This window comes from Telluria sp. Soil_C_11, assembly GCF_057657395.1.
This window is the reverse complement of record NZ_JBDGIN010000015.1, coordinates 57,838-82,203: the sequence shown is the minus strand read 5'-3', so window position 1 is coordinate 82,203 and position 24,366 is coordinate 57,838. Positions and strand designations below refer to the sequence as shown.

General features: G+C 66.9%; 17 protein-coding genes and 1 tRNA gene. 13 read left to right on the top strand and 5 right to left on the bottom strand.

The window, feature by feature from the left end; translation table 11 throughout:
* Nucleotides 1–68 precede the first annotated feature (68 nt).
* The 6 genes from AC3A6M_RS20160 (at nt 69) to AC3A6M_RS20135 (ending at nt 10,102) form a co-directional block, all read left to right on the top strand.
* Entirely contained in the window at nt 69–2,165 is a 2,097-nt protein-coding gene (locus tag AC3A6M_RS20160; RefSeq protein ID WP_487854531.1) for an HDOD domain-containing protein, read from the top strand.
* Between the two features lie 40 nt (nt 2,166–2,205).
* Nucleotides 2,206–4,410, top strand: a complete 2,205-nt coding sequence (locus AC3A6M_RS20155) for an EAL domain-containing protein (RefSeq protein WP_487854530.1) — start codon at nt 2,206–2,208, stop codon at nt 4,408–4,410.
* A gap of 10 nt (nt 4,411–4,420) precedes the next feature.
* Complete coding sequence (locus AC3A6M_RS20150) at nt 4,421–5,986, top strand: SEL1-like repeat protein (RefSeq protein ID WP_487854508.1); 1,566 nt, start codon at nt 4,421–4,423, stop codon at nt 5,984–5,986.
* Nucleotides 5,987–6,234: 248 nt separating this feature from the next.
* Nucleotides 6,235–7,464: a putative DNA modification/repair radical SAM protein gene (locus AC3A6M_RS20145; protein ID WP_487854507.1), complete on the top strand. Its 1,230-nt coding sequence runs from the start codon at nt 6,235–6,237 to the stop codon at nt 7,462–7,464.
* Nucleotides 7,461–8,966: a UdgX family uracil-DNA binding protein gene (locus AC3A6M_RS20140; protein ID WP_487854506.1), complete on the top strand. Its 1,506-nt coding sequence runs from the start codon at nt 7,461–7,463 to the stop codon at nt 8,964–8,966. Before AC3A6M_RS20145 ends, AC3A6M_RS20140 begins: the two co-directional genes overlap by 4 nt.
* A gap of 98 nt (nt 8,967–9,064) precedes the next feature.
* On the top strand, nt 9,065–10,102 hold the full coding sequence (locus AC3A6M_RS20135; RefSeq protein ID WP_487854505.1) for a TraB/GumN family protein: 1,038 nt from the start codon (nt 9,065–9,067) through the stop codon (nt 10,100–10,102).
* 7 nt (nt 10,103–10,109) lie between these two features.
* On the opposite strand, the gene epsC is transcribed toward AC3A6M_RS20135, so the two are convergent.
* Nucleotides 10,110–11,042 (bottom strand): serine O-acetyltransferase EpsC, encoded by a 933-nt coding sequence (gene epsC / locus AC3A6M_RS20130; RefSeq protein ID WP_487854504.1) that lies wholly within the window; start codon nt 11,040–11,042, stop codon nt 10,110–10,112.
* Nucleotides 11,043–11,464: 422 nt separating this feature from the next.
* Between epsC and AC3A6M_RS20125 the strand changes: the two genes are divergently transcribed.
* The 3 genes from AC3A6M_RS20125 to AC3A6M_RS20115 all read left to right on the top strand — a co-directional run bounded on the left by AC3A6M_RS20125 (nt 11,465) and on the right by AC3A6M_RS20115 (nt 14,473).
* The gene (locus AC3A6M_RS20125; protein WP_487854503.1) at nt 11,465–12,205 is read left to right on the top strand and encodes a PEP-CTERM sorting domain-containing protein; all 741 of its coding nucleotides are present in this window, start codon (nt 11,465–11,467) and stop codon (nt 12,203–12,205) included.
* Nucleotides 12,206–12,259: 54 nt separating this feature from the next.
* Nucleotides 12,260–12,333: transfer RNA gene (locus tag AC3A6M_RS20120), tRNA-Gly, on the top strand.
* Between the two features lie 151 nt (nt 12,334–12,484).
* Nucleotides 12,485–14,473, top strand: a complete 1,989-nt coding sequence (locus AC3A6M_RS20115) for a hybrid sensor histidine kinase/response regulator (RefSeq protein ID WP_487854502.1) — start codon at nt 12,485–12,487, stop codon at nt 14,471–14,473.
* An 11-nt stretch (nt 14,474–14,484) separates the two neighbouring features.
* Here the strand turns inward: AC3A6M_RS20115 and AC3A6M_RS20110 are convergent, their stop codons facing one another.
* Complete coding sequence (locus AC3A6M_RS20110) at nt 14,485–15,618, bottom strand: succinylglutamate desuccinylase/aspartoacylase family protein (RefSeq protein ID WP_487854501.1); 1,134 nt, start codon at nt 15,616–15,618, stop codon at nt 14,485–14,487.
* A 158-nt stretch (nt 15,619–15,776) separates the two neighbouring features.
* Here AC3A6M_RS20110 and AC3A6M_RS20105 point away from each other — a divergent pair, with 158 nt between their 5' ends.
* The 4 genes from AC3A6M_RS20105 to AC3A6M_RS20090 all read left to right on the top strand — a co-directional run bounded on the left by AC3A6M_RS20105 (nt 15,777) and on the right by AC3A6M_RS20090 (nt 21,247).
* Nucleotides 15,777–18,362, top strand: a complete 2,586-nt coding sequence (locus tag AC3A6M_RS20105) for a BACON domain-containing protein (protein ID WP_487854500.1) — start codon at nt 15,777–15,779, stop codon at nt 18,360–18,362.
* 110 nt (nt 18,363–18,472) lie between these two features.
* Nucleotides 18,473–19,153 (top strand): tRNA (guanosine(46)-N7)-methyltransferase TrmB, encoded by a 681-nt coding sequence (gene trmB, locus AC3A6M_RS20100; RefSeq protein WP_487854529.1) that lies wholly within the window; start codon nt 18,473–18,475, stop codon nt 19,151–19,153.
* Between the two features lie 115 nt (nt 19,154–19,268).
* Nucleotides 19,269–20,486, top strand: a complete 1,218-nt coding sequence (locus tag AC3A6M_RS20095; protein WP_487854499.1) for a sensor histidine kinase — start codon at nt 19,269–19,271, stop codon at nt 20,484–20,486.
* Nucleotides 20,483–21,247 carry a LytR/AlgR family response regulator transcription factor gene (locus AC3A6M_RS20090; RefSeq protein ID WP_487854498.1) on the top strand — a complete coding sequence of 255 codons (765 nt, stop codon included), beginning with the start codon at nt 20,483–20,485 and terminating at the stop codon, nt 21,245–21,247. Before AC3A6M_RS20095 ends, AC3A6M_RS20090 begins: the two co-directional genes overlap by 4 nt.
* 17 nt (nt 21,248–21,264) lie before the next feature.
* On the opposite strand, the gene recQ is transcribed toward AC3A6M_RS20090, so the two are convergent.
* The 3 genes from recQ to AC3A6M_RS20075 form a co-directional block, all read right to left on the bottom strand.
* Nucleotides 21,265–23,085: a DNA helicase RecQ gene (gene recQ, locus AC3A6M_RS20085; RefSeq protein WP_487854497.1), complete on the bottom strand. Its 1,821-nt coding sequence runs from the start codon at nt 23,083–23,085 to the stop codon at nt 21,265–21,267.
* 28 nt (nt 23,086–23,113) lie between these two features.
* On the bottom strand, nt 23,114–23,947 hold the full coding sequence (locus AC3A6M_RS20080; RefSeq protein WP_487854496.1) for an undecaprenyl-diphosphate phosphatase: 834 nt from the start codon (nt 23,945–23,947) through the stop codon (nt 23,114–23,116).
* A 164-nt stretch (nt 23,948–24,111) separates the two neighbouring features.
* Nucleotides 24,112–24,363 (bottom strand): YkgJ family cysteine cluster protein, encoded by a 252-nt coding sequence (locus tag AC3A6M_RS20075; RefSeq protein ID WP_487854528.1) that lies wholly within the window; start codon nt 24,361–24,363, stop codon nt 24,112–24,114.
* Nucleotides 24,364–24,366 lie beyond the last annotated feature (3 nt).

Genomic DNA, 24,366 nt, shown 5'->3' with positions numbered 1-24,366 from the left:
TGCTTGAGACCAACTACCAACCAGACCAGGATATCCGCAATCGCTTGCTGATCGCGCGGCTGCCCGCCATGCCGCAGATCCTCATCAAGCTGCTGGCCCACCTGCAGGCGGACGACCTCGGCATGGCCGAGCTGGCCGCGCTGGTGGCCAAGGATGCGGGCATGACGGGCAAGATCCTCTCCGTCGCCAACAGCTCGGCCTATCACCGCGGCGGGCGCCAGCCCAACCTCGAGCAGGCCATGGTGGCGCTCGGCACCGACATGATCAAGACCCTGGTGATCAGCGATTCGGTGTTCCAGACCTTTAACAGCTTCCCGAATTCCGGCGCGACCGACCTGCGCGCATTCTGGAAGAACTCGCTCACCGCTGCCGTGCTGGCGCGCGAGCTGGCCCGCCACCTGAATTATTCGCAGCCCGAGGAAGCCTACCTGGCCGGCCTGCTGCACAACGTCGGCCGCCTGGCCCTGCTGGCCACCGCGCCCAAGGAATACGGCTTCAACTTCACCGCGCGCGACGACGAAGACCTGTGCGCGGTCGAGCAGCGCACCCTGCAGATCACCCACGCCGAAGCCGGCGCCTGGCTGATCGAACGCTGGCAGCTCGACTCCTTCCTGGCCGATTCCGTGCTCTACCACCACGAGCCGGGCGAGCGCCTGGAGGGCGCCCATCCCCTGATCCGCATCGTGCGCGCCGCCCACCTGCTGTCCGGCCATGCCGACGACCCGGACCTGGTGGTCGAGGCGGCCGGGCTGTGCGACCTCGAACCCGAAGCGGCCGACCAGCTGCTGGCCCAGGCCGCGCGCCAGGTCGAGCGCGCCGCGGCCCACCTCGGCATCGACCTGGCCGGCGCCGACGACATCCCGGCGCTGCCGGCCTTCGCGCCGGCGCCGCCGGTCGATCCGGTGCAGCAGCGCCTGACCGAAGAGATGCGCAACCTGGTGCTGGTATCCGAGATCGGCCAGTCCTTCTCGCGCCAGCAGGGCGAGAGCGGGCTGCTGGAATCGATGACCCGCTCGGCGCGCGTGCTGTTCGACTTCGAGAACGCCGCCGTGCTGCTGGAGAATCCGACCGGCCACGCCCTGGTGGGCGCGCCCACCGCCAACCAGCAGCGCATCGCCGAATTCTCGATCCCGCTGTCCAGGGGCGGCGCCGTGGCGAAGGCCGCGCTGGAGCGCCGCCTGGCCTTCGTGCGCCGCGACGGCGCGCCGCTCGGCCTGTCCGAGGAACAGCTGCTGCGCATGCTGGGCACCGAATCGCTGGTCTGCGTGCCGCTGGTGAGCGGCGCGCGCTGCCTGGGCGTGCTGATCGGCGGCATCGCCAGCTGGCAGGTGCCGTCCTGCCAGAAGCGGGAGCGCTTCATGCAGTCGTTCGGGGCCCAGGCCGCGAGCGCGCTGGAAAACGCAATGTCCGAACGCGGCCATGCGCGCCGCCAGCTGGCCCACGTGGCCGAGGAATATCGCGAGGCGTCACGGCGCGTGGTGCACGAGGTGAACAACCCGCTGTCGATCATCAAGAACTACCTGTCGGTCCTCGACAGCAAGCTCGAACGCCAGGAGCCGGTGGCCGGCGAGCTGTCGATCCTGCACGAAGAGATCGACCGCGTCGGCCAGCTGGTCAACAGCCTGACCGAAGTCCAGCCGCGGGTGGAAAGCGGCGCCAGCGCCGACGTGGCCAAGGTGGTGGAAGACGTGCTGCGGCTGTTCCGCGCCACCGATTTCGTGCCGTCGAACGTCGAGATCGTGGTCAGCATGTCGACCGAGGCTGGCCGCATCGAGGGCGACCCGGACATCCTCAAGCAAATCCTGGTCAACCTGGTCAAGAACGCGATCGAGGCGCTGGCCGCCACTGGCGGACGCATCGAGATCGCCAACCGCGGCCACGTCAACCGCGAACGCAGGCTGTACCTGGAGCTGGTCGTCTCCGACACCGGCCCGGGCCTGTCGCGCGAAGTACTGGCCAACCTGTTCTCCGCCGTGAAGAGCACGAAGGAAGGGCCGCACCACGGGCTCGGCCTGTCGATCGTGCACAGCCTGGTCAAGAAGCTGAACGGGCATATCGCCTGCCGCAGCGGCAAGACCGGCACCAGTTTCGAAATTCTGCTGCCGGCGCATGCCGGCGCCGGCGCCCCGGCAGGATTGCCGGTGCGCGCGCTCGGATCCGTATAAGGTAACAATGAATCCCATCTCCGCCAGCGCCCCGTCGCCCATGTCCCATGATGCGCTCGTGCCGCCAGCCGCCTTCCCGGCCGGCCTGGAGCAGCCCCGTCTGCTGCTGGTCGACGACGAGCCGCGCCTGCTGTCCTCGCTGTACGACCTGCTGCAGGGCCGCGGCTACCAGCTCGTCACCGCTTCCACCGGCAGCGAAGCCGTGGCGCACCTGTCGAAACTGCGCTTCGACCTGGTCCTGCTCGACCTGCGCCTGCCCGACATCGGCGGCCACGAGATCATGGACTTCATCAACGAGAAGGGCGTCGGCGCCGACGTCATCGTGATGAGCGGCGAAGTCGGGATCGACGCCGCGATCGGCGCCCTCAAGCGCGGCGCCTACGACTACCTGCGCAAGCCCTACAGCCGCGAAGAGCTGCTCAAGACGGTCGGCAACGCGCTCAAGGCGCGCCGCCTCGAGGAAGCCAACAGCCGCATCGCGAACCAGCTGGAAAACTCGGAGAAGATGTACCGCTACCTGGTGGACTCTTCGCCGGACATCATCTATACGCTGAACCACGAGGGCAAATTCACCTTCGTCAACGACCGCGCCTACCAGCTGCTCGGCTACAAGCGCGAAGAGCTGATCGGCCAGCATTATTCGGTGCTGGTGCACGAAGAAGACCTGGAGCGCGCGCGCTATTCCTTCAACGAGCGCCGGGTCGACGAACGCGCTTCGCGCAACGTCGAGCTGCGCCTGAAGTGCCACGCCGGCTCGAACCAGGAACGCACCTTCAACAACACCCTGATGACGATCTCGCTGAACGCGATCGGCATGCACGTGCCCGACCAGGAAGTGAAGAAGCTGGAATTCTTCGGCACCTACGGCGTGGCGCGCGACATCACCGACCGCAAGCGCGCCGAGGAAGTCATCTCCTACCAGGCCTACCACGACATCCTGACCGACCTGCCGAACCGCATCCTGTTCAAGGACCGGCTCGGCCTGGCCGTGATCCAGGCCAAGCGCAAGCAGACCGAGCTCGCGGTGATGTTCATCGACCTGGACCGCTTCAAGCTGGTCAACGACACCCTGGGCCACGTGAAGGGCGACGAGCTGCTGCAGCAGGTCGCGGTGCGCCTGAAGGAATGCCTGCGCAAGGGCGACACCCTGGCGCGCCAGGGTGGCGACGAATTCACCATCGTGCTGCCCGAGCTGCGCGACCGCGACGACGCGCGCATGGTCGCCGACAAGTTCCTGGAGTGCCTGCAGCTGCCGTTCGACCTGGACGGCCACCAGGTCCACATCTCGGCCTCGATCGGCATCGCGATCTACCCGGGCCACGGCGAGTCGATCGACGAACTGCTGCGCCACGCCGACATCGCCATGTACCAGGTCAAGGGGCAGGGCAAGAACGGCCACGCGTTCTACGACGCCTCGATGCAGGACATCTCGCACCAGAAGATCGCGCTCGGCCAGATGCTGCGCCGCGCGCTGGAGAACGACGAGCTGGAGATGTACTACCAGCCGCAGATCGACGCCGCCAGCGGCCGCATCGTCGGCGCCGAGGCGCTGATGCGCTGGAACCACCCGACCCGCGGCATCGTCACGCCGGGCGAGTTCCTGCCGTTCGCCGAAGAGAACGGACTGATGATCCCGATCTCGGACTGGATGATCGGCGCCCTGTGCCGCGACATGCTGCAGTGGAAGAACATCTGCGCCAACCAGGTGCGGCTGTCGCTGAACCTGTCCCCGCAATACCTGGACCGCGGCGACTTCTTCGAGAAGATGCGCGGCGCCCTGGTGCGCTACGGGATCGCGCCGAGCCAGATCGAAGTCGAGATCACCGAGAACATCTGCATCCGCAATCCGCAGCACGCGATCGAGCAGCTCAACAAGCTGGGCCAGCTCGGCGTGTCGGTCGCGATCGACGATTTCGGCACCGGCTATTCCTCGCTGGCCTACCTGCACCGCTTCCCGGTCCACACGATCAAGATCGACCAGTCCTTCGTCAAGGAGATCCACGACGAGTACGGCCACTATCCGGTGGTGCTGGCGATCATCTCGATCGCGCGCGGGCTGGGCCTGAACCTGATCGCCGAAGGCGTCGAGACGGAGTCGCAGGCGCGCTACCTGCGCGCGAACGGCTGCATGACGATGCAGGGCTACCTCTACCACCGTCCGATGCCGCTGGGCCGCTTCACGGACGTGCTGCGCGGGCAGGGTTTGCCGGCCGGCAGCGGCAACGTGCTGGCCTTCCAGGCCTAAGAGTTGCGCCATGCCCGATACCGCCGCCACCGGTCACACCGCTGAATTCCTGCGTGTAAAAGCGCTGGCCGAGCGCGGCGTCGCCAGCGCCCAGCACAGCCTCGGCTTCATGTACGTGAACGGCCAGGGTGTGCCGAAGAACTACGAGCTGGCGGTGGCCTGGTACCGGATGGCGGCCAGCGCCGGCCTCGAACAGGCCCAGTACAACCTCGGCGTGATGTACCAGAAGGGCCAGGGCGTGGCGCAGGACCTCGGGCAGGCCGTGCACTGGTACACCCAGGCGGCCGAGCAGGGCTATGCGGCGGCCCAGTACAACCTGGGCTGGCTGTACGCCAAGGGCCAGGGCATGCCCACCGACGTGCACCAGGCCCTGCACTGGTTCGGCAAGGCGGCCGAGCAGGGCGACCCGGGCGCCCAACACAACCTCGGCATGATGTACGAGGGCGGCAAGGGCGTGGCCCAGGACATCGGGCGCGCCATCGAATGGTACCGCCGCGCCGCCGAGCAGAATTACGCGCGCTCCCAGTTCAACCTGGCCCTTCGTTATGACAGCGGCCAGGGTGTGGAACGCGATGTGCAGCAGGCCATCCACTGGTTCCGCAAGGCGGCCGAGCAGGGCTACGCGCCGGCCCAGTTCAACCTCGGCCTGCGCTACGACAAAGGGCAGGACCTGCCGCAGGACAGCGAGAAGGCGGTCCTGTGGTACGGCCGCGCCGGCGAGCAGGGCCACGCCAGCTCGCAGTTCAACCTGGCCCTCATCTACGACAGCGGCCACGGGGTCGCACGCGATCCGGACCTGGCGCTGCACTGGTTCCGCAAGGCCGCCGAGCAGGGGCACGCCGGCGCCCAGGACAACCTCGGCCTGCGCTACGAGCACGGCCAGGGCGTGGACCAGGATGCCGGCCAGGCGGCCGACTGGTACCGCAAGGCGGCCGAGCAGGGCTTCGCCGGCGCCCAGTACCACCTCGCCCAGCTGATCGATGCGGGGCACGGCGTCCCGCAAGACCCGCCGCAGGCGCTGGACTGGTACCGCAAGGCCGCCGAACAGGGCCACCTGCGCGCCCAGTTCGACCTCGCGCTGCGCTTCGAGAACGGGATCGGCGTCGACCAGGACGCCGGCCAGGCCATGCTCTGGTACGGCAAGGCCGCCGACCAGGAATACGCGCCGGCCCAGTACATGCTGGGCCAGCTGCTGGACCGCGACGATTCCGGCGCCGTCGACCCGCGCCGGGCCTACGAGTGGTACCGCAAGGCCGCCGACCAGGGACATGCCCTGGCCCAGTTCGCGCTCGGCCTGCGCTACGACAGCGGCCATGGCGTCGAACGCGACTACGAAGCCGCCCATTTCTGGTACCTGTGCGCCGCCCGCCAGGGCCATGCGCGCGCCCAGTTCAACCTCGGGGTCATGTATGCCAGCGGCCAGGGCGTCCACAAGGACCTGATCGAAGCCTATGCCTGGCTGCACCGCGCCGGCGCCGCCGGCGTCGTTCCCGCCACCAGCTATATCAAGCGCATCGCCGCACGCATGGAGCCCGAGTTGCTGGCCCAGGCCCACGGCTACGTCGGCGCCGCGTGAGGGGGCATCGAAGAAGCTGCTGCGCGTTGCAGTTCCGTTCTGCGATGCTCGCTGTACCGAAGTACGGCTGCGCTTCTCGAACGGAACTGCCGCCGCTCGCTACGCTCCTTCGAGGCCCCGTGACGCCGCGGGCGCGCTGGCCGGCGCGCTGAACGTCCACGCGGCCCGATGGCGCTGCGTGCGTTCGCGCACCGCTGTCCCGACACAAAGTGCGGTATACTGTACATCCATACAGTATTTACTGCGCAATGGAACTCAAAGACAAACTCGAGATCCTGGCCGACGCCGCCAAATACGACGCTTCCTGCGCCAGCAGCGGGGCGCCCAGGCGAGATTCCGTCGACAAGGACGGCCTCGGCGCCACCAACGGCATGGGCATCTGCCACAGCTACACGCCGGACGGGCGCTGCGTGTCGCTGCTGAAGATCCTGCTGACCAACTTCTGCATCTACGATTGCCAGTACTGCGTGAACCGCCGCACCTCGAACGTGCCGCGGGCCCGCTTTTCGGTCGACGAAGTGGTCAAGCTGACCCAGGATTTCTATCTTCGCAATTACATCGACGGGCTGTTCCTCAGCTCGGGCATCATCCAGTCCAGCGACTACACGATGGAGCAGCTGGTCGAGGTTGCGCGGCGCCTGCGCGAAGAACATAACTTCCGCGGCTACATCCACCTGAAGACCATTCCGGACGCCGACCCGCGCCTGATCGAACTGGCCGGCAAGTACGCCGACCGGCTGTCGGTGAACATCGAGCTGCCGACCCAGGACAGCGTGAGCCGCCTGGCGCCCGAAAAGAACGTCCACACGATCAAGCTGGCGATGGGCTCGATCCGCACCAGGCTCGACGAAAAGGACAACCATCCGAAGGCGCCCAGCTTCGCGCCGGCCGGGCAGAGCACCCAGATGATCGTCGGCGCCGACGCCAGCGACGACCAGACCATCCTGAATACGGCCCAGACCCTGTACGGCAGCTACAAGCTCAAGCGCGTGTACTACTCGGCGTTTTCCCCGATTCCGCAGAGCCCGTCCAGCGTGCCTTCCGCGCCGCCGCCGCTGCTGCGCGAGCATCGCCTGTACCAGGCCGACTTCCTGTTGCGCGGCTACGGCTTCACGGCCGGCGAATTGATGCCGGCGGCCGGCAACCTGGCGCTCGACATCGACCCCAAGCTGGCCTGGGCGCTGTCCAACCGCGAGCACTTCCCGCTCGACCTGAACCGCGCCGACGAGGGCATGATCGCGCGCGTGCCCGGCATCGGGCTGCGCTCGGCCAAGCGCCTGATCGACCTGCGCCGGCTGCGCCGCATCCGCTGGGAAGACCTGTCGCGCCTGCGCTGCAGCCTGAAGAAGCTGGCGCCTTTCGTGGTCACCGCGGACTACAAGCCGGCGCAAGGGGCCGCCTCTTCCGAACTGCTGCGCCGGACCATGGCCGACGCCCCGCAGCAGATGAACCTGTGGCCGGAGTTGCAGGCGGCATGAGCGCCATCGACCACCAGCGCGCGGGCCAGCCGCTGCTGGTCGAGACCTTCGCCGCATGGCGCGAGGCGGCGCGCGAGCTGCTGGTGCACGACGTGCCGCCGGAAGCGGTCACCTGGAGCACCCCGCACGCGGGCGGCGACCTGTTCTCGGGTGCGCCGTCCACGGCCGAGCCAACGCATAATCCTTCCAACCCGCCGCCAGCGCCGGATGCCCCGCGCCACCCACCGCCGCACATCCCGCGCTCGCTGATGGACATGCTGCAAAGCGCCGCCTGCTGCCGCGTGCCGGACCGCTGGGCCTTCCTGTACCGCGTGATCTGGCGCTGGCAGCAGGGCGAGCACGAGGTGCAGTCGCCGGCCGACGAGGATGGCGCGCGCCTGCATGCGATGGTGAAGGCGGTGCACCGCGAGGAGCACGACATGCATGCCTACATCCGATTCCGCGAGCGACCGCCCGAGGCCGGGCCGCCGCGCTTCGTCGCCTGGTACGAACCGCAGCACGACGTGCTGCCCCAGGTGGCCGAGCATTTCATTTCCCGCATGGGCCGGGTCAGCTGGATGATTGCCACGCCCGAGGCCAGCGTGCTGTGGGATGGCCAGACCCTGCACAACACCGGTCCGCTGGTGAAGAATTCCGACGATCTCGAAGACACTGGCGAAGCCCTGTGGCTGACCTATTACCGCAGCGTGTTCAACCCGGCGCGCCTGAACCAGTCGGTGATGCAGCAGCATATTCCCTCGCATCGCTGGAAAAATTTGCCAGAAGGAAAAATCGTGCCGCAGATGATTTCCGAAGCGTCGCTGGGCGCGCGCAAGACCGGCCAGTTCCAGGCCGTCGGCCAGCGCAAGGGGACGACCATCCCGATCGCCCCCGAGGATGCCCAGCCGGAGCGCCAGCAGCCCTCGAAGCTCGACGAATGCCGGCGCTGCGAGCTGTGGCAGTTCGCGACCCAGGCCGTCGGCGGCGAAGGGCCGAAGAAGGCGAAGATCATGTTCGTGGGCGAGCAGCCGGGCGACCAGGAAGACCTGGCCGGCCAGCCCTTCGTCGGCCCGGCCGGCAAGCTGCTCGACCGCGTGTGCGAGGCGGCCGGCGTCGACCGCGAGACGATCTACGTGACCAACGCCGTCAAGCATTTCAAATGGGAGCCGCGCGGCAAGCGCCGCCTGCATAAGACCCCGGCGCAGAAGGAAATCGAAGCCTGCCACTACTGGCTCGAAAAGGAACTGGCCCACGTGAAGCCGACCGTGATCGTGGCGCTGGGCGCGACCGCGCTGAAGTCCGTGATGGAGACGGCCAACGTCACCCTGAAGGCGACCCTTGGCAAGCCGGTCTTCCACGACGGGTACTGGGTCGTCACCACCTATCACCCGTCCTACGTGCTGCGGGTGCCGGGCGAGGATGCCAAGCGCGAAGCCTTCCAGATCATGGTGGACAGCCTGAAGCTGGCCCATGAGCTCCTGGACCGGCAACCGGAAGAGCCGCCGGCATCGAACTATCCGTAACTCCAGGATATGCATGCCTTGTAACAAGCTGTTGCGCGCGTAGCCTTCCCGATGCCATTTAGGTAATCTTTGGCAACACAACAATAAGGGAGTCCTCGATGGTTGCCGCACGCCTTGCCTGTGTCTTGTCCCTGGGTCTGCTGAGCGCCGCGGCGCTGGCGCAGACCGATCCGCCGTCCAGCCGCGACGAGCCGGCGGCCGCGCAGCCGGCCGACGAGCTGCCCGCGGCCCAGGTCCTCGTCTCCGGAAAACGCCCCGGCCCCGGCCTGTGGAAGGTGTCGAAGGATGGCCACGTGATGTGGGTATTCGGCATGCTTGCGCCACTGCCGTCGAAGATGGAATGGGATGACGGCCGGGTCGAGCGCCTGATCGGGCAGTCGCAGGAAGTGCTGGCGCCGCCCTCGGCCGGCGTCGGCATCGGCTGGCGCAGCGGATTCAAGGCGCTGGTTGCGCTGCCCTCGCTGATCGGCTTGCAGAAAAATCCCGACGGCGCCCGCTTGCACGACGTGCTGCCGGCCGACGTGTATGCGCGCTGGAGTGTGCTGAAGCAGAAATACATCGGCGAGGACGATGGCGTCGAACGCTACCGGCCCTTCTTCGCGGCGCAGGAACTGACCGAGGCCGGGCTGAAGAAGAGCGGGCTGTCCGGCGGCATCGAGGTACGCAAGCAGATCGAGGGCATCGCCAAAAAGCGCGGCGTGAAGCTGACCCAGACCGGCTTCATGGTCGATCTCGACGATCCGGGCCGCGTGCTGAAGGATTTCAAGAAGTCGCAGATGGAAGACACGGCCTGCTTCACCAGGACCCTGGAGCGCTTCGAAGGCGACATCGATGCGATGCGTGTGCGGGCGGACGCCTGGGCCAACGGCAACATCGCCGAGATCGGCAAGCTCGATTACGCGGAGCGCGATGACGCCTGCAACGACGCCGTGCTGAACAGCCCGGCCGCGAAAAACCATCCGGCTTTCCAGAACCTGCGCGAACGACGCCTCGCATCGTGGCTGAAGGCGGCCGAACAATCGCTGGCCAACAATGCGTCCACGGTCGCGATGCTGTCGATGAGCGACATCCTCGGGCCGAAGAGCTACCTGGCCGTGCTTCAGGCCAAGGGCTATACGGTCGAGAGCCCGAAGTGATTCAACGTCAGGCGGGCGCGTCCGGCCCCGCCGAGGTCTCGAAGACATCCTCGCGCGACGCCGCCTGGGCCACGCGCGCGCCCGGCGCCACGTCCTGGGTCAGCCAGACGTTGCCGCCGATGACGGCCCCTTTGCCGACCGTGATGCGGCCGAGGACCGTCGCGCCGGCGTAGATCACCACGTCGTCTTCCACGATCGGATGGCGCGGCAAGCCTTTCTGCAGGCTGCCGTCGGCATTCGTCGGGAAGCGCTTGGCGCCCAGGGTGACGGCCTGGTACAGGCGCACGCGCTGGCCGATGATGGCGGTTTCGCCGATCACCACGCCGGTGCCGTGGTCGATGAAGAAGCCTTCTCCGATCTTCGCGCCCGGATGGATGTCGATCCCGGTGGCGGCATGCGCCAGTTCGGAGATGATGCGCGCCAGCAGCGGCAGCCCGAGTTCGTACAGGCGGTGCGCCAGGCGGTAGTGGATCATCGCCAGTACGCCGGGGTAGCACAGCAGCACTTCGTCGACGCTGCGCGCGGCCGGGTCGCCCTGGTAGGCGGCCAGCACGTCGCTGTCGACCTGGACGCGGATCTGCGGCAGCGCGGCGCCGAAGGCGCGGGTGGCTTCCAGGGCCTGGCTGGCGATGTCGCCATCGGTGCGCTGCCGTAATGCGGCGCTGTAGCGGAGCTCGACCTCGATCTGGCGCAGCAGGGCATGCAGGGCGGAGTCGAGGGCGTGGGCGACGTGGTAATCCTCGCTGTCCCGGCGCAGGTCCGGCGGCCCCAGGCGCATCGGGAACAGCACCCCCTTGAGCTGGGCGACGATCGCCGCCAGCGCATCGCGCGACGGGAATTCGATGCCACGCGCCTCGCCGGCAGGGCGGTGGGCCTGGCGCCATTGCTGGCGGGCGTCGTGCAGCTCGCGCACGATGGTGCCGATGTCGAAGTGTGCCATCAGTGTCTTCCTGAAATGAACGGTTGCCGGCGCCAGGGCATGCGCGCCGCGCCCTCAATATATCCAAAAACGAAAGCCCATGCGGAAAGCTTCCAGCGATTTTCTGCGCTCGCCTATGTTGGGCATCTTAAGTGGCGTCGCGAAAGCGGCGCCGGAATGGATCAAGTTGCTGCTAATTCAGCAGGAAATTCCATAGGTAAATAAACCTTTTTAAATTGAAATTAAAGAATAAAAGACCGCATCGTATTTGTCGGAAATTATTACAATATTATCGACCAGGCAATTTAAATGATTGATTTTTATGGATTAGATTAACTGGCATATGATTTGCTATTGTTCGGTGGTCGGAGATATTCAATATTATCCGATCGGCATATTGTGTAAATAAATCCAAAATCTAACCTAAATGAATGGAGTAATAAATGAAATTGCCCCGTCTGGCCATTGCCCTTGCTTTCACTGCCGTTACCGTATCCTCGCAGGCTGCCCCGATCACCCTTAATTTCGAAGGGATCGAGAATTATCCGAATGGCACCGGCACCCTGATCAACCAGTACTACAATGGCGGCACCGCCAGCAATGGGGCAAGTGGCGCCAATTATGGCGTTTCATTTTCGGACGGCGCGGCACTCTTGTGCCTGAATACATCGGGTACGCATTGCTCGAATACTTCGAAAGGTGGTTCGGGTGTTCCGGGTTCGGAATTCTATGCGATGTTCTTCCCGAACCAGAATCCAGTCATGAACGTGGATGCCGGTTTCGATACCGGTTTTTCTTTTTCCTATTCGAGCCCGTTCAGCAGCGGCCAGACCGTGAATATCTATAGCGGCCTGAATGCAACCGGTACCCTGCTGGCTTCGCTGGCTCTGCCGATCACTGGCACGGGTACGGCGGCCTGCCAGACAACTGGCGGTGGCGCCCAGTATTGCCCGTTCTCGGATTTATCGATCGCTTTTGCCGGCACTGCCCGGTCGGTACAATTCTCGGGAGCGGTCAACGCCTCGGTATTCGACGACTTCACTTTCGGCAGCACTGTCGTCGGCGGCGGTGACAACGGCGGCGGCGGAAACGAAGTGCCTGAACCCGCATCGATAGCGCTGCTGGGCCTGGGTATGCTGGGCTTGGCGCGCTCGCGTCGCGCACGAGGCGCGCGCAAGGACTGACATCAACGCCGGAGGTTGTCGGCAAGGCTGAAACCCGCGTAGAATGCGGGCAACGCGGGTGTAGCTCAATGGTAGAGCAGAAGCTTCCCAAGCTTACGACGAGGGTTCGATTCCCTTCACCCGCTCCAGTTTTCCCTCCTCCGACGGCGCCGCCGTGCGGCCCGCGTCTTGAAGTTATGGCAAACTTGGGCATTCGCCCCATCAGTCTTGACCATGCAACAACACGCTCCACGGCCCGACCCTTCATCCCACGACGCTGACAGTCTTGCCGGCTCGCTCATGTTCCTGAGCGGAGGCGGCGAGACCGGTGCGTTGATGCGCACCCATGACTGGAGCGATTCGCCGCTCGGGCACCCGCGCACCTGGCCGCAGGCGCTGCGCATCGTGGTCGGGCTGATGCTGAATTCGAAGTTCCCGATGTTCGTCGCCTGGGGCGAGGAGCTCGGCTTCCTGTACAACGATCCCTACCGCGAGATCCTCGGCGACAAGCACCCGCGCGCGATGGGCCGGCGCTTCCGCGACATCTGGTCCGAGATCTGGAGCGACATCAGTCCCCTGGTCGAGCGCGCGCTGCAGGGCGAGGCCACCTATGCCGACCGCCTGCTGCTGGTCATGAACCGCCACGGCTACGACGAGCCGACCTGGTTCACCTTCTCTTACTCGCCGGTGCGCGACGAGCATGGCGTCATCCTCGGCATGCACTGCGCCTGCGTCGAGGTCACCGACCAGGTGCTGGCCGACAAATACCGCGACGAGGAGAACGAGCGCTTCCGCACCCTGTTCGAGCAGGCGCCCGGCCTGATGGCCGTGCTGCGCGGCCCCGAGCACGTGTTCGAGCTGACCAACCAGTCCTACCTGCAGCTGGTCGGCCATCGCCAGTTGCTCGGCAAGACCGCGAAAGAGGCGCTTCCCGAGGTGGCAGGCCAGGGCTTCTTCGAACTGCTCGACCGTGTCTACAGCACCGGCGAACCCTTCGTCGGCCATGCGCTGCCGGTGCGCCTGCAGCGCGAGCCGGACGGCACGCTCGAGGAGCGCTACCTCGATTTCATCTACCAGCCTATCCGCGATGCCAACGGCGCCGTGTCCGGCATCTTCGTCGAGGGCAGCGACGTCACCGCGCGCAAGCAGGTCGAGGACGAGCTGCGCGCGGCGAACCGCCAGAAAGACCAGTTCCTGGCCATGCTGGCCCACGAGCTGCGCAATCCGCTGGCGCCGATCATGACCGCGGCCCAGCTGCTGAAGATCGGCAGCCTCGACGCCAGGAACATCGCCAACGCCAGCGAGATCATCGTGCGCCAGGCCTCGCACATGACCGACCTGGTGAACGACCTGCTGGACGTCTCGCGCGTCACCCGCGGCCTGGTCACGCTGGAGAAGGAAGAACTCGACCTGAACGTGATCGTGTCCGCCGCGGTGGAGCAGGTGCGCCCGCTGATCGATGCGCGCCGCCACTCGCTCACGCTGCAGCTGTCGGGCCGCAGCGCCCACGTGATCGGCGACCGCACCCGCCTGGTGCAGGTGATCTCGAATATCCTCAACAACGCCGCCAAGTACACCGCGCCGGGCGGCCGCGTCACGCTGTCGGTGACGGTCGACGAACAGCGCGTCCACGTTGCCGTGCGCGACAACGGGGTCGGCATCGCGCCCGACATCCTGCCCTACATCTTCGACCTGTTCACCCAGGCCGAGCGCACCCCGGACCGTTCCCAAGGCGGGCTGGGGATCGGCCTGGCACTGGTGAAGAGCCTGGTGACCCTGCATGGCGGCACCGTGAGCGCCACCAGCGACGGCATGGGGCGGGGCAGCGAATTCTGCATCTGCCTGCCGCGCCTGGCGGCCCTTGGCGATGCGTCCGGCGACGAAGCGCCGGGCGTGGGCGTGCAGGCGGCGGACGGACTGCGCGTGATGGTGGTCGACGACAACGTCGATGCCGCCCAGATGCTGGCCGCGCTGCTGGAAGTGCAGGGCCATGCCGTCTGCGTCGAGTACGACGCCCGGGGCGCGCTCGAACGCGCGCGCCTCGAACGCCCCGACGTGCTCCTGCTCGACATCGGCCTGCCCGACATGGACGGCTACGAGCTGGCCAGGCGCCTGCGCGGCCAGCCCGAGAGCGCCGGCGCGACCCTGGTGGCGCTGACCGGCTACGGCCAGAGCCAGGACCGCAAGGAAGCCGAGCAGGCCGGCTTCGACCACTACCTCGTCAAGCCGGCCGACATGGCCCAGGTCAACGAAGTGCTGGCCGAGGCGGCGCGGGCGCGGGGGCGCTGAGCCGCGCGCCCTTATTTACTGCCCAGCAGGCTCCCCGTCCTGAACGCCGCATCCCCCGCGATCTTACATACGTGCATCCCGCGCAGCAGGTGCCGGTGCGCCGTGCTGGCGAACAGGATGCCGGTGCGGGCCGCGCGCAAGGTCGTCACCTTGCCGCTGACCGGGTTGACGATGTCGGCCACCGCCTCGTTCTCCTGCACGCGGTCGCCCAGGCGCTTGTGGAACACCAGCACGCCCGAGTGCGGCGCCGACAGCGGTTCCACGCCTTCCAGCGGGGTCGGCTCGGCCACCAGGGGCGGCAGCGGATCGCGTTTGATGTCGAGCACGCCCTGGTAAGCCAGGTATTGCAGCAGCCCGTGCGCATCCTTCTCCGCCAGGTCGTAGCGCACGTCCATCTCGCCGCGCAGCTCGACGGTGACGCCGATGCAGGCCATCGGGATCGGCGTCTGCGGCCCGAAGTGCTCGGCCAGGTCCCACCACAGGCGGCTGCAGGCTTCGTCGAAGGGTTCGCCGCCCGACTCGCGCGCCAGCAGGGTCGCGTGCGCGCCCAGCAGCGCCGCCAGCGGCTTGACCTGCCCGGCCAGCGGGGTGCCGGTGTACAGGTGCAGCACGGCCTCGTTATCGCAGTGCAGGTCGAGCATGATGTCGGCGTCGATCGCCATCCCCAGCAGGATCTTCTTCAGCTCCTGGGTCGGGTTCTCCACTTTCCAGTCGGCGATCGAGCGGCGCGCATGCTCGCGCACCAGGGCCACGTTGGCTTGCGCATCCGGACCCAGCTCGTCCTTCAGCGATTCCTTCAGGTCGGCGGCCACGTGCTTGTAGAAGCGGTTGAAATTGACGCCGCTGGCGAGGTCGAAGCGGCCGAAGGGAGCGCCATGGACGACCTGCGACAGGCCGATCGGATTCGCGGCCGGCACCAGGATGATCTCGCCCTTGATCCGGCCCTCGGCTTCCAGGCGCTCCAGTTCGCGCCGCAGCACATGCGCGACCAGCATGGCCGGCACCTCGTCGGCGTGCAGCGACGCCTGGATATAGACCTTCTTGCCGGTGCCCGGGGTGGCATCGGTATTGCCGAAGCGGTAGGAGGTCAGTTGGAAACAGGCGACGTTTTCTTCGGTAGCGATCGGGTGCTGTTGCTGATGCATGGGGACTCCTGATGACAGATTCGCATTATGTCCGAGAACCGCGCGGCGCAGCGCCCGTTGCTGCGTGTCCTTTTAGTAACAAGTTCCACTTTCTTCTCGATATGTAAAGACGTTATTGCTAAAATTTTATTTATTACAAACAATTAATGTAGAAAACCATGCGCCACCTGATCACCATGCTGCTGGCCCTGTCGTTGACCGCTTGCGGCGGGGGCGGCGGCGGCGGAAGCTCGTCGCCGGGAACCTCGACGGGCACCAGCCCGCCGGTCACGCCGGTTGGCGAGTCCGCGCTGCGTTTCACGCCCGCCACCGTCAGCGCAAGCTGGGAAGCCGGCACCTCGGCCACGGTCAACGTCACCGCCGACGTCAACCGGCCCTCGGATTTCGACGGCAACGTGTACGCCATGGTGGTCGACAAGACCGGGGTCATCCTGCCGCAGGTCGGGATCACCGCGAATTCGCAGGTGCAGTACACGGTGGTCCTGCAGACCTCGCCAAGCCTGCCGGCCGGCCAGTACAAGGGCAATTTCACTGTCAACCTGTGCCGCGACACTGCCTGCACCCAGCACTACCGCGGTTCGCCGATGCAGTTGCCCTACGATTTCCAGGTCGCGCCGGCCAAGCAGCTGTTCAGCGCCACCAGTACCGCGCCGCTCTCGGCGAGCGCCTACGTCGGCGCCGCGATTGCGCCGATGAGCGTGACCGTCAAGGCCGAAGGGCGCACCTGGACCGTCGCCAGCGACGTCGCCTGGGCCAAGCTGGACCGGACCAGCGGCAGCGACAACGGCAGCGTGGTGGTCAGCTTCGACAGTACCGGGCTGACTGCGGGCAACTACACGGGCACGCTGAGCTTCAAGGGCAGCGACGGCCAGACCGCGACCCTGCCGCTCACGCTGCAGGTGCTGGCGGTCGCCTTCCACATCGACGAATCGGCGATCAGCTTCAACGCCGTGAATGGCGCGCCGATCGATCCGCGCACGATCAGCATCACCTACGAGGGCGGCGCCACCGGTGCCTGGAACGCGGCCAGCGACGTCGCCTGGCTGGGCGTGAACCCGCTCAGCGGCAGCGCGCCGGGCACGACGACCCTGAGCGTGGCGGCGCGCAGCGGACTGGCGAGCGGCATCCATACCGGCAAGCTCACCCTGAGTTCGCCGCTCAACGCGTCGCGCACCATTCCGGTCCAGCTGACCCTTGTCCCGGCCACGTTCACCCTGTCGTCGTCGAGCGTGACCCTGGGCGGCTCGCTGGGACGCGAGTTCGTGCCGCAAACCCTGTCGCTGGGACTGAACACGGTCGGCAATGCCTGGCCCTGGAAGCTGGACGCGCGGCCGGCCTGGGCCACGACCAGCGCCGCCAGCGGCTCCCTCAGCCAGGCCGGCGCCCAGCTCACGTTCACGCCGAAGGTCGATAGCGCGCCGGTCGGCACCTCGACCGCGGTGCTGAACGCGAGCGTCACGGTGAACGGCGACGTCCTGACTAAACCGGTCGCGCTGACGATCAACAAGGACCAGCACAAGCTGCTGGCGTCGGAAACCGGCGTCGCGCTGGTCTCGACGCCGCAATGGTCGCGCCTGAGCCGCACCCTGACGGTCAGTGACAACTTCGGCAGCAATACGGCCTGGAGCGCCAGCTCGAACCAGCCCTGGCTGACGGTCAGCACCAGCGGCAGCCAGCTGGTGTTGACGGCCAACCCGGCCGCCCTGCCGCAGGACGCCATCAGCTATGCGACCGTCACGCTGAGCACCACGGCCGCGGGCGTGACCGCGCCGGAGCCGGTCCGCGTCGCCTTGTGGAAGGGTTCCGCGGCACCAATCGCCACGCGCACGCTGCCGGTCCAGTACCAGCGCCTCATCGCCGACCCGATCCGTCCCCTGGTCTACGCCCACGCGGGCGGCGCGACGATCGACGTGTACAACGTCTACACGGGCGCCAAGGTCGCGACCACGCCATCCCTGGGCGCGTCCCTCGGCGACATGGCGGTCGGTCCCAACGGCGACAACCTGTACGTCACCGACACCGCGAACCGCAACGTGGTCAAGCTCGGCCTGGGCAACCTGGCGAAAGCCGCGGCCTGGCCGCTGGCCAGCGCCGTCGACGGCTCTACCCGCATCCTGGCGATCCGGCCGAACGGCGTCGAGGTGGTCCTGCTGTCGGATGGCAGCGCGCTGGCGGCGGCCGACGGCCGCTCGCTCGGCAGGAACGGGCCGGGCGGCGGCGTGCTGGCGGCGCCGGCCGACGGCAAGACGGTGTACGTGCAGGACCAGGGCTACAGCCCGGCATCGCTGGGCAGCTACAAGACCGATTACTCGGAGATGGGCGGCGGCACCCTGTTCGTCTCGAGTGCCGGGGGAGCCGCCTGGCACACGGCCGGCGAGAACGGCACCGACGTTGCCGCCAGCCCGGACGGCAAGCGCGTCTACGGCGCCAGCGGCTGGCCCTACCGCTGCTCGGTCTTCCAGGGCTCGGACCTGGGCCTGATCGGCAGCCTGCCGGGCGGCGACGCCTACCCCAACAACGTCGAAGTGGGCAGCGATGGCCGTGTGTACTGCGGCATCAGCGGTTGGTACAGCACGGCCGACGTCTGGGTCCACGCGGCCGACGGCACCCTGCTGAAGAGCTTCAAGTTCGCCGGCTATGCGCGCGCGCTGCTGGCGCGCCAGATGGTGGTGTCGGGCGACGGCATGGTGCTGGTCGGCCTGACCGACGATCCGCTGATGGCGATCGTGCCGGTCGGTCCGTAACAACAAGGCGGCCGGGAGGGCGCCCGGCCGCTGATATAATGTCGACCCTTTTCTCTTGTCTCCGATCGATCATGTCTTCCGATACGCCCACCAACAGCCAAGGCCGTCCGATGCTCTACGACCCGACCGAGCACCGTATCCGCAGCTTCGTCACCCGTGCGGGACGGCTGTCGACCGGGCAGGCGCGCGCGCTCGAGGAATTCGGCCCGCAATTCATGATCGAGTACCGCAAGGAGATGTTCGATTTCCACGCGCCGTTCGGCCGCACCGCGCCGCTGGTGCTGGAAATCGGCTTCGGCATGGGCGATACCACGGCCCACATCGCGAAGGCGATGCCGGACACGGATTTCATCGGCGTCGAAGTGCACACCCCGGGCGTGGGCAGCCTGCTCAAGCAGATCGGCGAGCAGGGCATCCAGAACCTGCGCCTGATCCAGCACGACGCGGTCGAGGTGCTGAACAACATGATCGCGGACGGCTCGCTGGCCGGCGTGCACATCTTCTTCCCGGACCCCTGGCACAAGGCGCGCCACAACAAGCGCCGCCTGATCCAGCCGCCGTTCGTCAAGCTGCTGTGCCAGAAGCTGGCCACGGGCGGCTACATCCACTGCGCCACCGACTGGGAAGATTACGCCGTGCAGATGCTGGAAGTGCTGGGCGCCGAACCGGCCCTGCAGAACACCGCCGAAGCCTATGCGGAAAAACCGTCCTACCGCCCGCTGACCAAGTTCGAGAACCGCGGCCTGAAGCTGGGCCACGGCGTGTGGGACCTGGTGTTCACCAAAAAATAATCCTTCGTCGTTCATCCACCCGGATTCGTGCTTCATCCCGTTTCGCTGTTCACCCGCGACCAAGCTGCCTAGACTGTAATCGTTGCTATATATTAATGATTACGGGGAGGGCAGCATGTGGCGCAAGATAGCGGACTGGTATGGTAAATGGGAAGACGAGCAGATCGCCGTGCTCGAGCGGCCGGAACTGGCATCCCGGGTGACGTCCGGCCATCGCCGCCTGGTTTACCGCAGCTTCGCCAAGCGCTCGGAAGTGGAACGGCAGCAGATGCGCGACTTCTGCATCGCCCTGAAAGGCTGGCGCGGCTGGTTCGTCACGGGGCTGCTGCTGGCCGCATTCACCCTGTGCGGGGCGGGGCTGCACCTGCTGGCGCCCGGCATCGGTTGGGGAGCGGCGATCGCCACTGCAAACGTCTGCGGCATCGCGCTGATGTTCGCCCTGCTCGGCGCCTGGTTCAATTACCGCGAGCTGGTGCGGCGCAAGTTCCGCCTGGTCCTGGCAACGCTCCTGTATGCCTTGCTGGCGGCCGTGGCCACGTCCGGCGGCGTCCTGTGGATCAGCGACCAGGCGCCGGCCGTGGTGTTCGACAGGCTGCCGCGCATGCTGGCCATGATCCTCGGCGCCGGCCTGGCGCTGGCGGTGCCGATGCTGGCGATCGGCTTCTGGCGCTACCGCCAGCACGATGCGCTGGTCGACCAGCTCCAGCGCGATGCCGAGCGCGACCGCCTGGCGCGTGAACTGGCCGAATCCCAGCTGCGCCTGCTGCGCGCCCAGATCGAACCGCACTTCCTGTTCAACACCCTGGGGGCGGTGCAGCAGCTGGCCCAGCACGGCGCGCCGCGCGCCGCCGAGCTGACCGCCAACCTGATCGACTTCCTGCGCTCCAGCATGCGCGACATGCGCAGCGAACAGGTGAACCTGGCCGCCGAATTCGGCCTGGTCGAGGCCTACCTGAAGGTGATGCAGGTGCGCCTGGGCGAGCGCCTGCGCTTCACCCTGGCGCTGCCGCGCGCGCTCGAACAGGTGCAGCTGCCCAGCATGATCCTGCTGACCCTGGTCGAGAACGCGATCAAGCATGGCATCGAGCCGGCCCTGCGCGGCGGCGAGGTGGCGGTGTCGGCCGAGGCGATCGACGGGACGCTGCGGATCCGCGTGCGGGATGGCGGCGTGGGCATGAGCACACTGCCCGGACCGGACATGGGCGGCGGGACAGGGCTGGACAACGTGCGCCACCGCCTGCGCCTGGCCTACGGCGACGCGGCCGGCCTGCGCCTGGACGACGGCGCCCCGGGCCTGGTTGCCGACGTCACCATTCCCTTTGCCCGGGCATGACGATGCATCCGACCCTGCTGGTGGCCGAAGACGAACCGCTGATGCGCGAGCGCCTGCTGGAACTGCTGGCGCAATCGTGGCCGGAAGCGCGGGTGCTGGCGGTGGCGGAAAACGGCAACGATGCCTGGGACGGCTTCCTGGAGCACGAGCCGGACGTGGCCTTCCTCGACATCCGCATGCCCGGCCTGTCCGGGCTGGAAGTGGCCGAGCGCATCGGCACGATGGCCCACGTGGTGTTCGTCACCGCCTACGACCAGTATGCCGTGGACGCCTTCGATGCGGGCGCGGTCGACTACCTGCTCAAGCCGGTGCAGGCGGACCGGCTGGACCGGGCGGTGGCGCGGCTGCGCGCCAAGCTCGCGCGGCCGCCGGCGGATGGCGCCGCGATGGGCGAGCTGCTGCGCCAGCTGAAATCCGCACTGCCTGGCGAGCGCAGGGAAAGCACGAAATGGATCAAGGCCAGCGTCGGCCGCCAGGTACGCGTGATCGACGTCGGCGAGGTGCTGTTCTTCCAGTCCGACACCCGCTACACCCGTATCGTGCTGCGCGACTACGAAGCCCTGGTGCGCACGCCGTTGAAGGATTTACTGGGCACCCTCGACCCGGGCCGCTTCTGGCAGATCCACCGCGCGACCGTGGTGAATGCGAACGCGATCCTGGCCGCCGAACGCATCGACGCCGAACGCATGCAGGTGCTGGTGAAGGGGAGCGACGAGAAGCTGGCGGTGAGCCGGACCTTCGTTCACCTGTTCAGGGAGTAAATGAGCCCGGGGCTCATTCAAACCATTTCGGTGATCATGGCCACGATCTCGTCGCCATACGAGGTCAGCTTCTTCGCGCCCACGCCCGAGACGACGCGCAGTTCGTCCAGCGAGGTCGGCTTGACCTTGGCGATCTCGCGCAGGGTGGCGTCGCCGAAGATGATGAAGGCGGCCACGCTGTGCGCCTTGGCCGTTTCCAGGCGCCACCAGCGCAGCTTCTCGAAGATCTTCTGCTCGGCCGGCGACAGGTCCATCTCGACGTAGCCCTTGGTGGGACCGGCCTGGCGCTTCTGCTTGACCGGCTTCTGGTACTGGCGCAGCTCCACTTTTTTCTCGCCCTTCAGCACCGGGCGCGCGGCCTCGGTCAGCTTGAGCGAACTGAAGGCGTCATGGTCGACCGTCACCAGGCCCAGCGCGATCACCTGGCGCACGATGGCGCGCCATTCGTGTTCGCTGCGGTCGGCGCCGACGCCGTACACGGTCAGCTTGTCGTGGTGCCACTGGCTGATGCGTTCCGTCTGCACGCCGCGCAGCACGTCGATCACGTGGCCGGCGGCGAAGCGCTGGTCGACCCGGTAGATGGCCGACAGCAGCTTCTGCACCGGCACCGTCGCATCGAAGGACACCGGCGGGATCAGGCAGGTGTCGCAGTTGCCGCAGGGGCCGGAGCGCTCGCCGAAGTATTCCAGCAGGCGCATCCGCCGGCAGCTCAGCGTTTCGCACAGGCCCAGCATGGCGTCGAGCTTCGACCCCAGCACGCGCTTGAAATTCTCGTCGGCGTCCGACTCGTCGATCATCCGGCGCTGCAGCACCACGTCCTGCAGGCCATAGGCCATCCAGGCGCTCGACGGCAGGCCGTCGCGGCCGGCGCGCCCCGTTTCCTGGTAATAGCCCTCGAGCGACTTCGGCAGGTCGAGGTGGCAGACGAAGCGCACGTCCGGCTTGTCGATGCCCATGCCGAAGGCGATGGTCGCCACCATCACGATATTGTCTTCGCGCAGGAAGCGGGCCTGGTTGTTGGCGCGCAGCGCGTAGTCCATGCCGGCGTGGTAGGGCAGGGCGCGGATGCCGTTCTCGTTCAGGAACTCGGCGGTCTCCTCGACCTTTTTCCTCGACAGGCAGTACACGATGCCGGAGTCGCCCGTGTGCTCCGTGCTGATGAAGTCCAGCAGCTGCTTGCGGCCGTTGGTCTTCTCGACGATGGAGTAGCGGATGTTCGGGCGGTCGAACGACGAGACGAACTGGCGCGCTTCTTCCAGTTGCAGGCGCTGGGCGATCTCGGCGCGGGTGAGCTGGTCGGCGGTGGCGGTCAGCGCGATGCGCGGCACGTGCGGGAAGCGCTCGTGCAGGATCGACAGGCGGATGTATTCGGGGCGGAAGTCGTGGCCCCATTGCGAGACGCAGTGCGCCTCGTCGATCGCGAACAGCGAGATGTGCGACGCCTCGAACAGCTCCAGGCAGCGCGGCGTCATCAGGCGTTCGGGGGCCACGTAGACGAGGTCGATCTCCCCTAGGCGCACCAGCCGCTCGATGCGCAACGTCTCTTCGAAGGTCTGGGTCGAGTTCAGGAAGGCCGCGCGCACGCCGACTTCGGCGAGGGCGTCGACCTGGTCTTGCATCAGCGCGATCAGCGGCGAAACGACGACGCCGACGCCGTCGCGCACCAGCGCCGGAATCTGGTAGCACAGCGACTTGCCGCCGCCGGTAGGCATCAGGACGAGCGCGTCGCCGCCGCTGGCCACGTGCTCGACGATGTCGGCCTGCTGCCCGCGGAAGGCGGGATAGCCGAAGACCGTCTGCAGGATGTGCAGCGCGCGTTGCTGGATGTCGCTCGTCATGGTGTTGCTTTACTCCGCTTTGTTCAGCTTAGTCGGCCCAGATCACCCAGCCGAAGTGTGCGGTGACCAGGATGACGATGCCGAACACGATACGATACCAGGCGAAGCCCGTGAAGTCGTGCGTGCTGATGAAGCGCAAGAGCCAGCGGACGCACAGGAAGGCGGACACGAAAGCCGCCACGCCGCCGACGAGGAACAGCGGCAGGTCGGTGGCGTGCAGGTCGTGGCGCGCCTTGACGACCGAGTACACGGTGGCCGCCAGCAGGGTCGGGATCGCGAGGAAGAACGAGAATTCGGTGGCCGCCTTGCGCGACAGGCCGAACAGCATGCCGCCGATGATGGTCGCGCCCGAGCGGCTGGTGCCCGGGACCAGCGCGAAGCACTGCGCGCAGCCGACCTTGAAGGCGTCGAGCATGTTCATGTCGTCCACGGTCTCGACGCGGTGCGAGCCGGCCAGCACCTTGTGGCGGCGTTCCGCCCACAGGATCACGAAGGCGCCGACGATGAAGGCCAGCGCCACCGGTACCGGGTTGAACAGGTGGGCCTTGATCGCCTTGCTGAACAGGAAGCCCAGCCCGGCCGCCGGCAGGAAGGCGACGACCAGGTTGAGCACGAACTTCTGCTGGCGCGGGTCCGACGCCAGGCCACCCAGCACGGTGCCGATGCGCGCGCGGTATTCCCACATCACGGCCAGGATGGCGCCGGCCTGGATCGCGATCTCGAACACCTTGGCGACCTCGCCCGTGAAATTGATCAGGCTGCCGGCCAGGATCAGGTGGCCGGTGGAGGAAATCGGCAGGAACTCGGTGAAGCCCTCGACGAGGCCCATGATGATCGCTTTCAGGGCGAGAATGATGTCCATGAAGTTTTGGTAAGGGTGTTATGGTGGTCGGAACGGGAAGGGGCGCTGCAGTGCCGCCGCAGGCAGGGCGCAAGCTTACCACGGCCGGGGCGCCTACCGTCGAGTTACCCGCAACAGGTGGTGGCTTTTTTGCCGCAGGCAAGAGTCCGCTGCGATCGCCGGCCTCACGCCGTCAGCCGCTCCAGCTCGCTCAGGAAAAACATCGCCTGTCCGGCCGACTCGCCGCACATCTCGGGGGATGGCTGCAGGCCGCCGCAGACCTTCGGCCGCTCCGGCTGCCCGAAGATCCTGCAGCCGTTGCGCTCGTCCAGCTGCACGCAGCGCACGCCGGCCGGTTTGCCGTTCGGCATGCCGGGAATCGGCGAGCTGATCGAGGGCGCGATGCAGCAGGCGCCGCAGCCGGGGCGGCAGCCGATGGG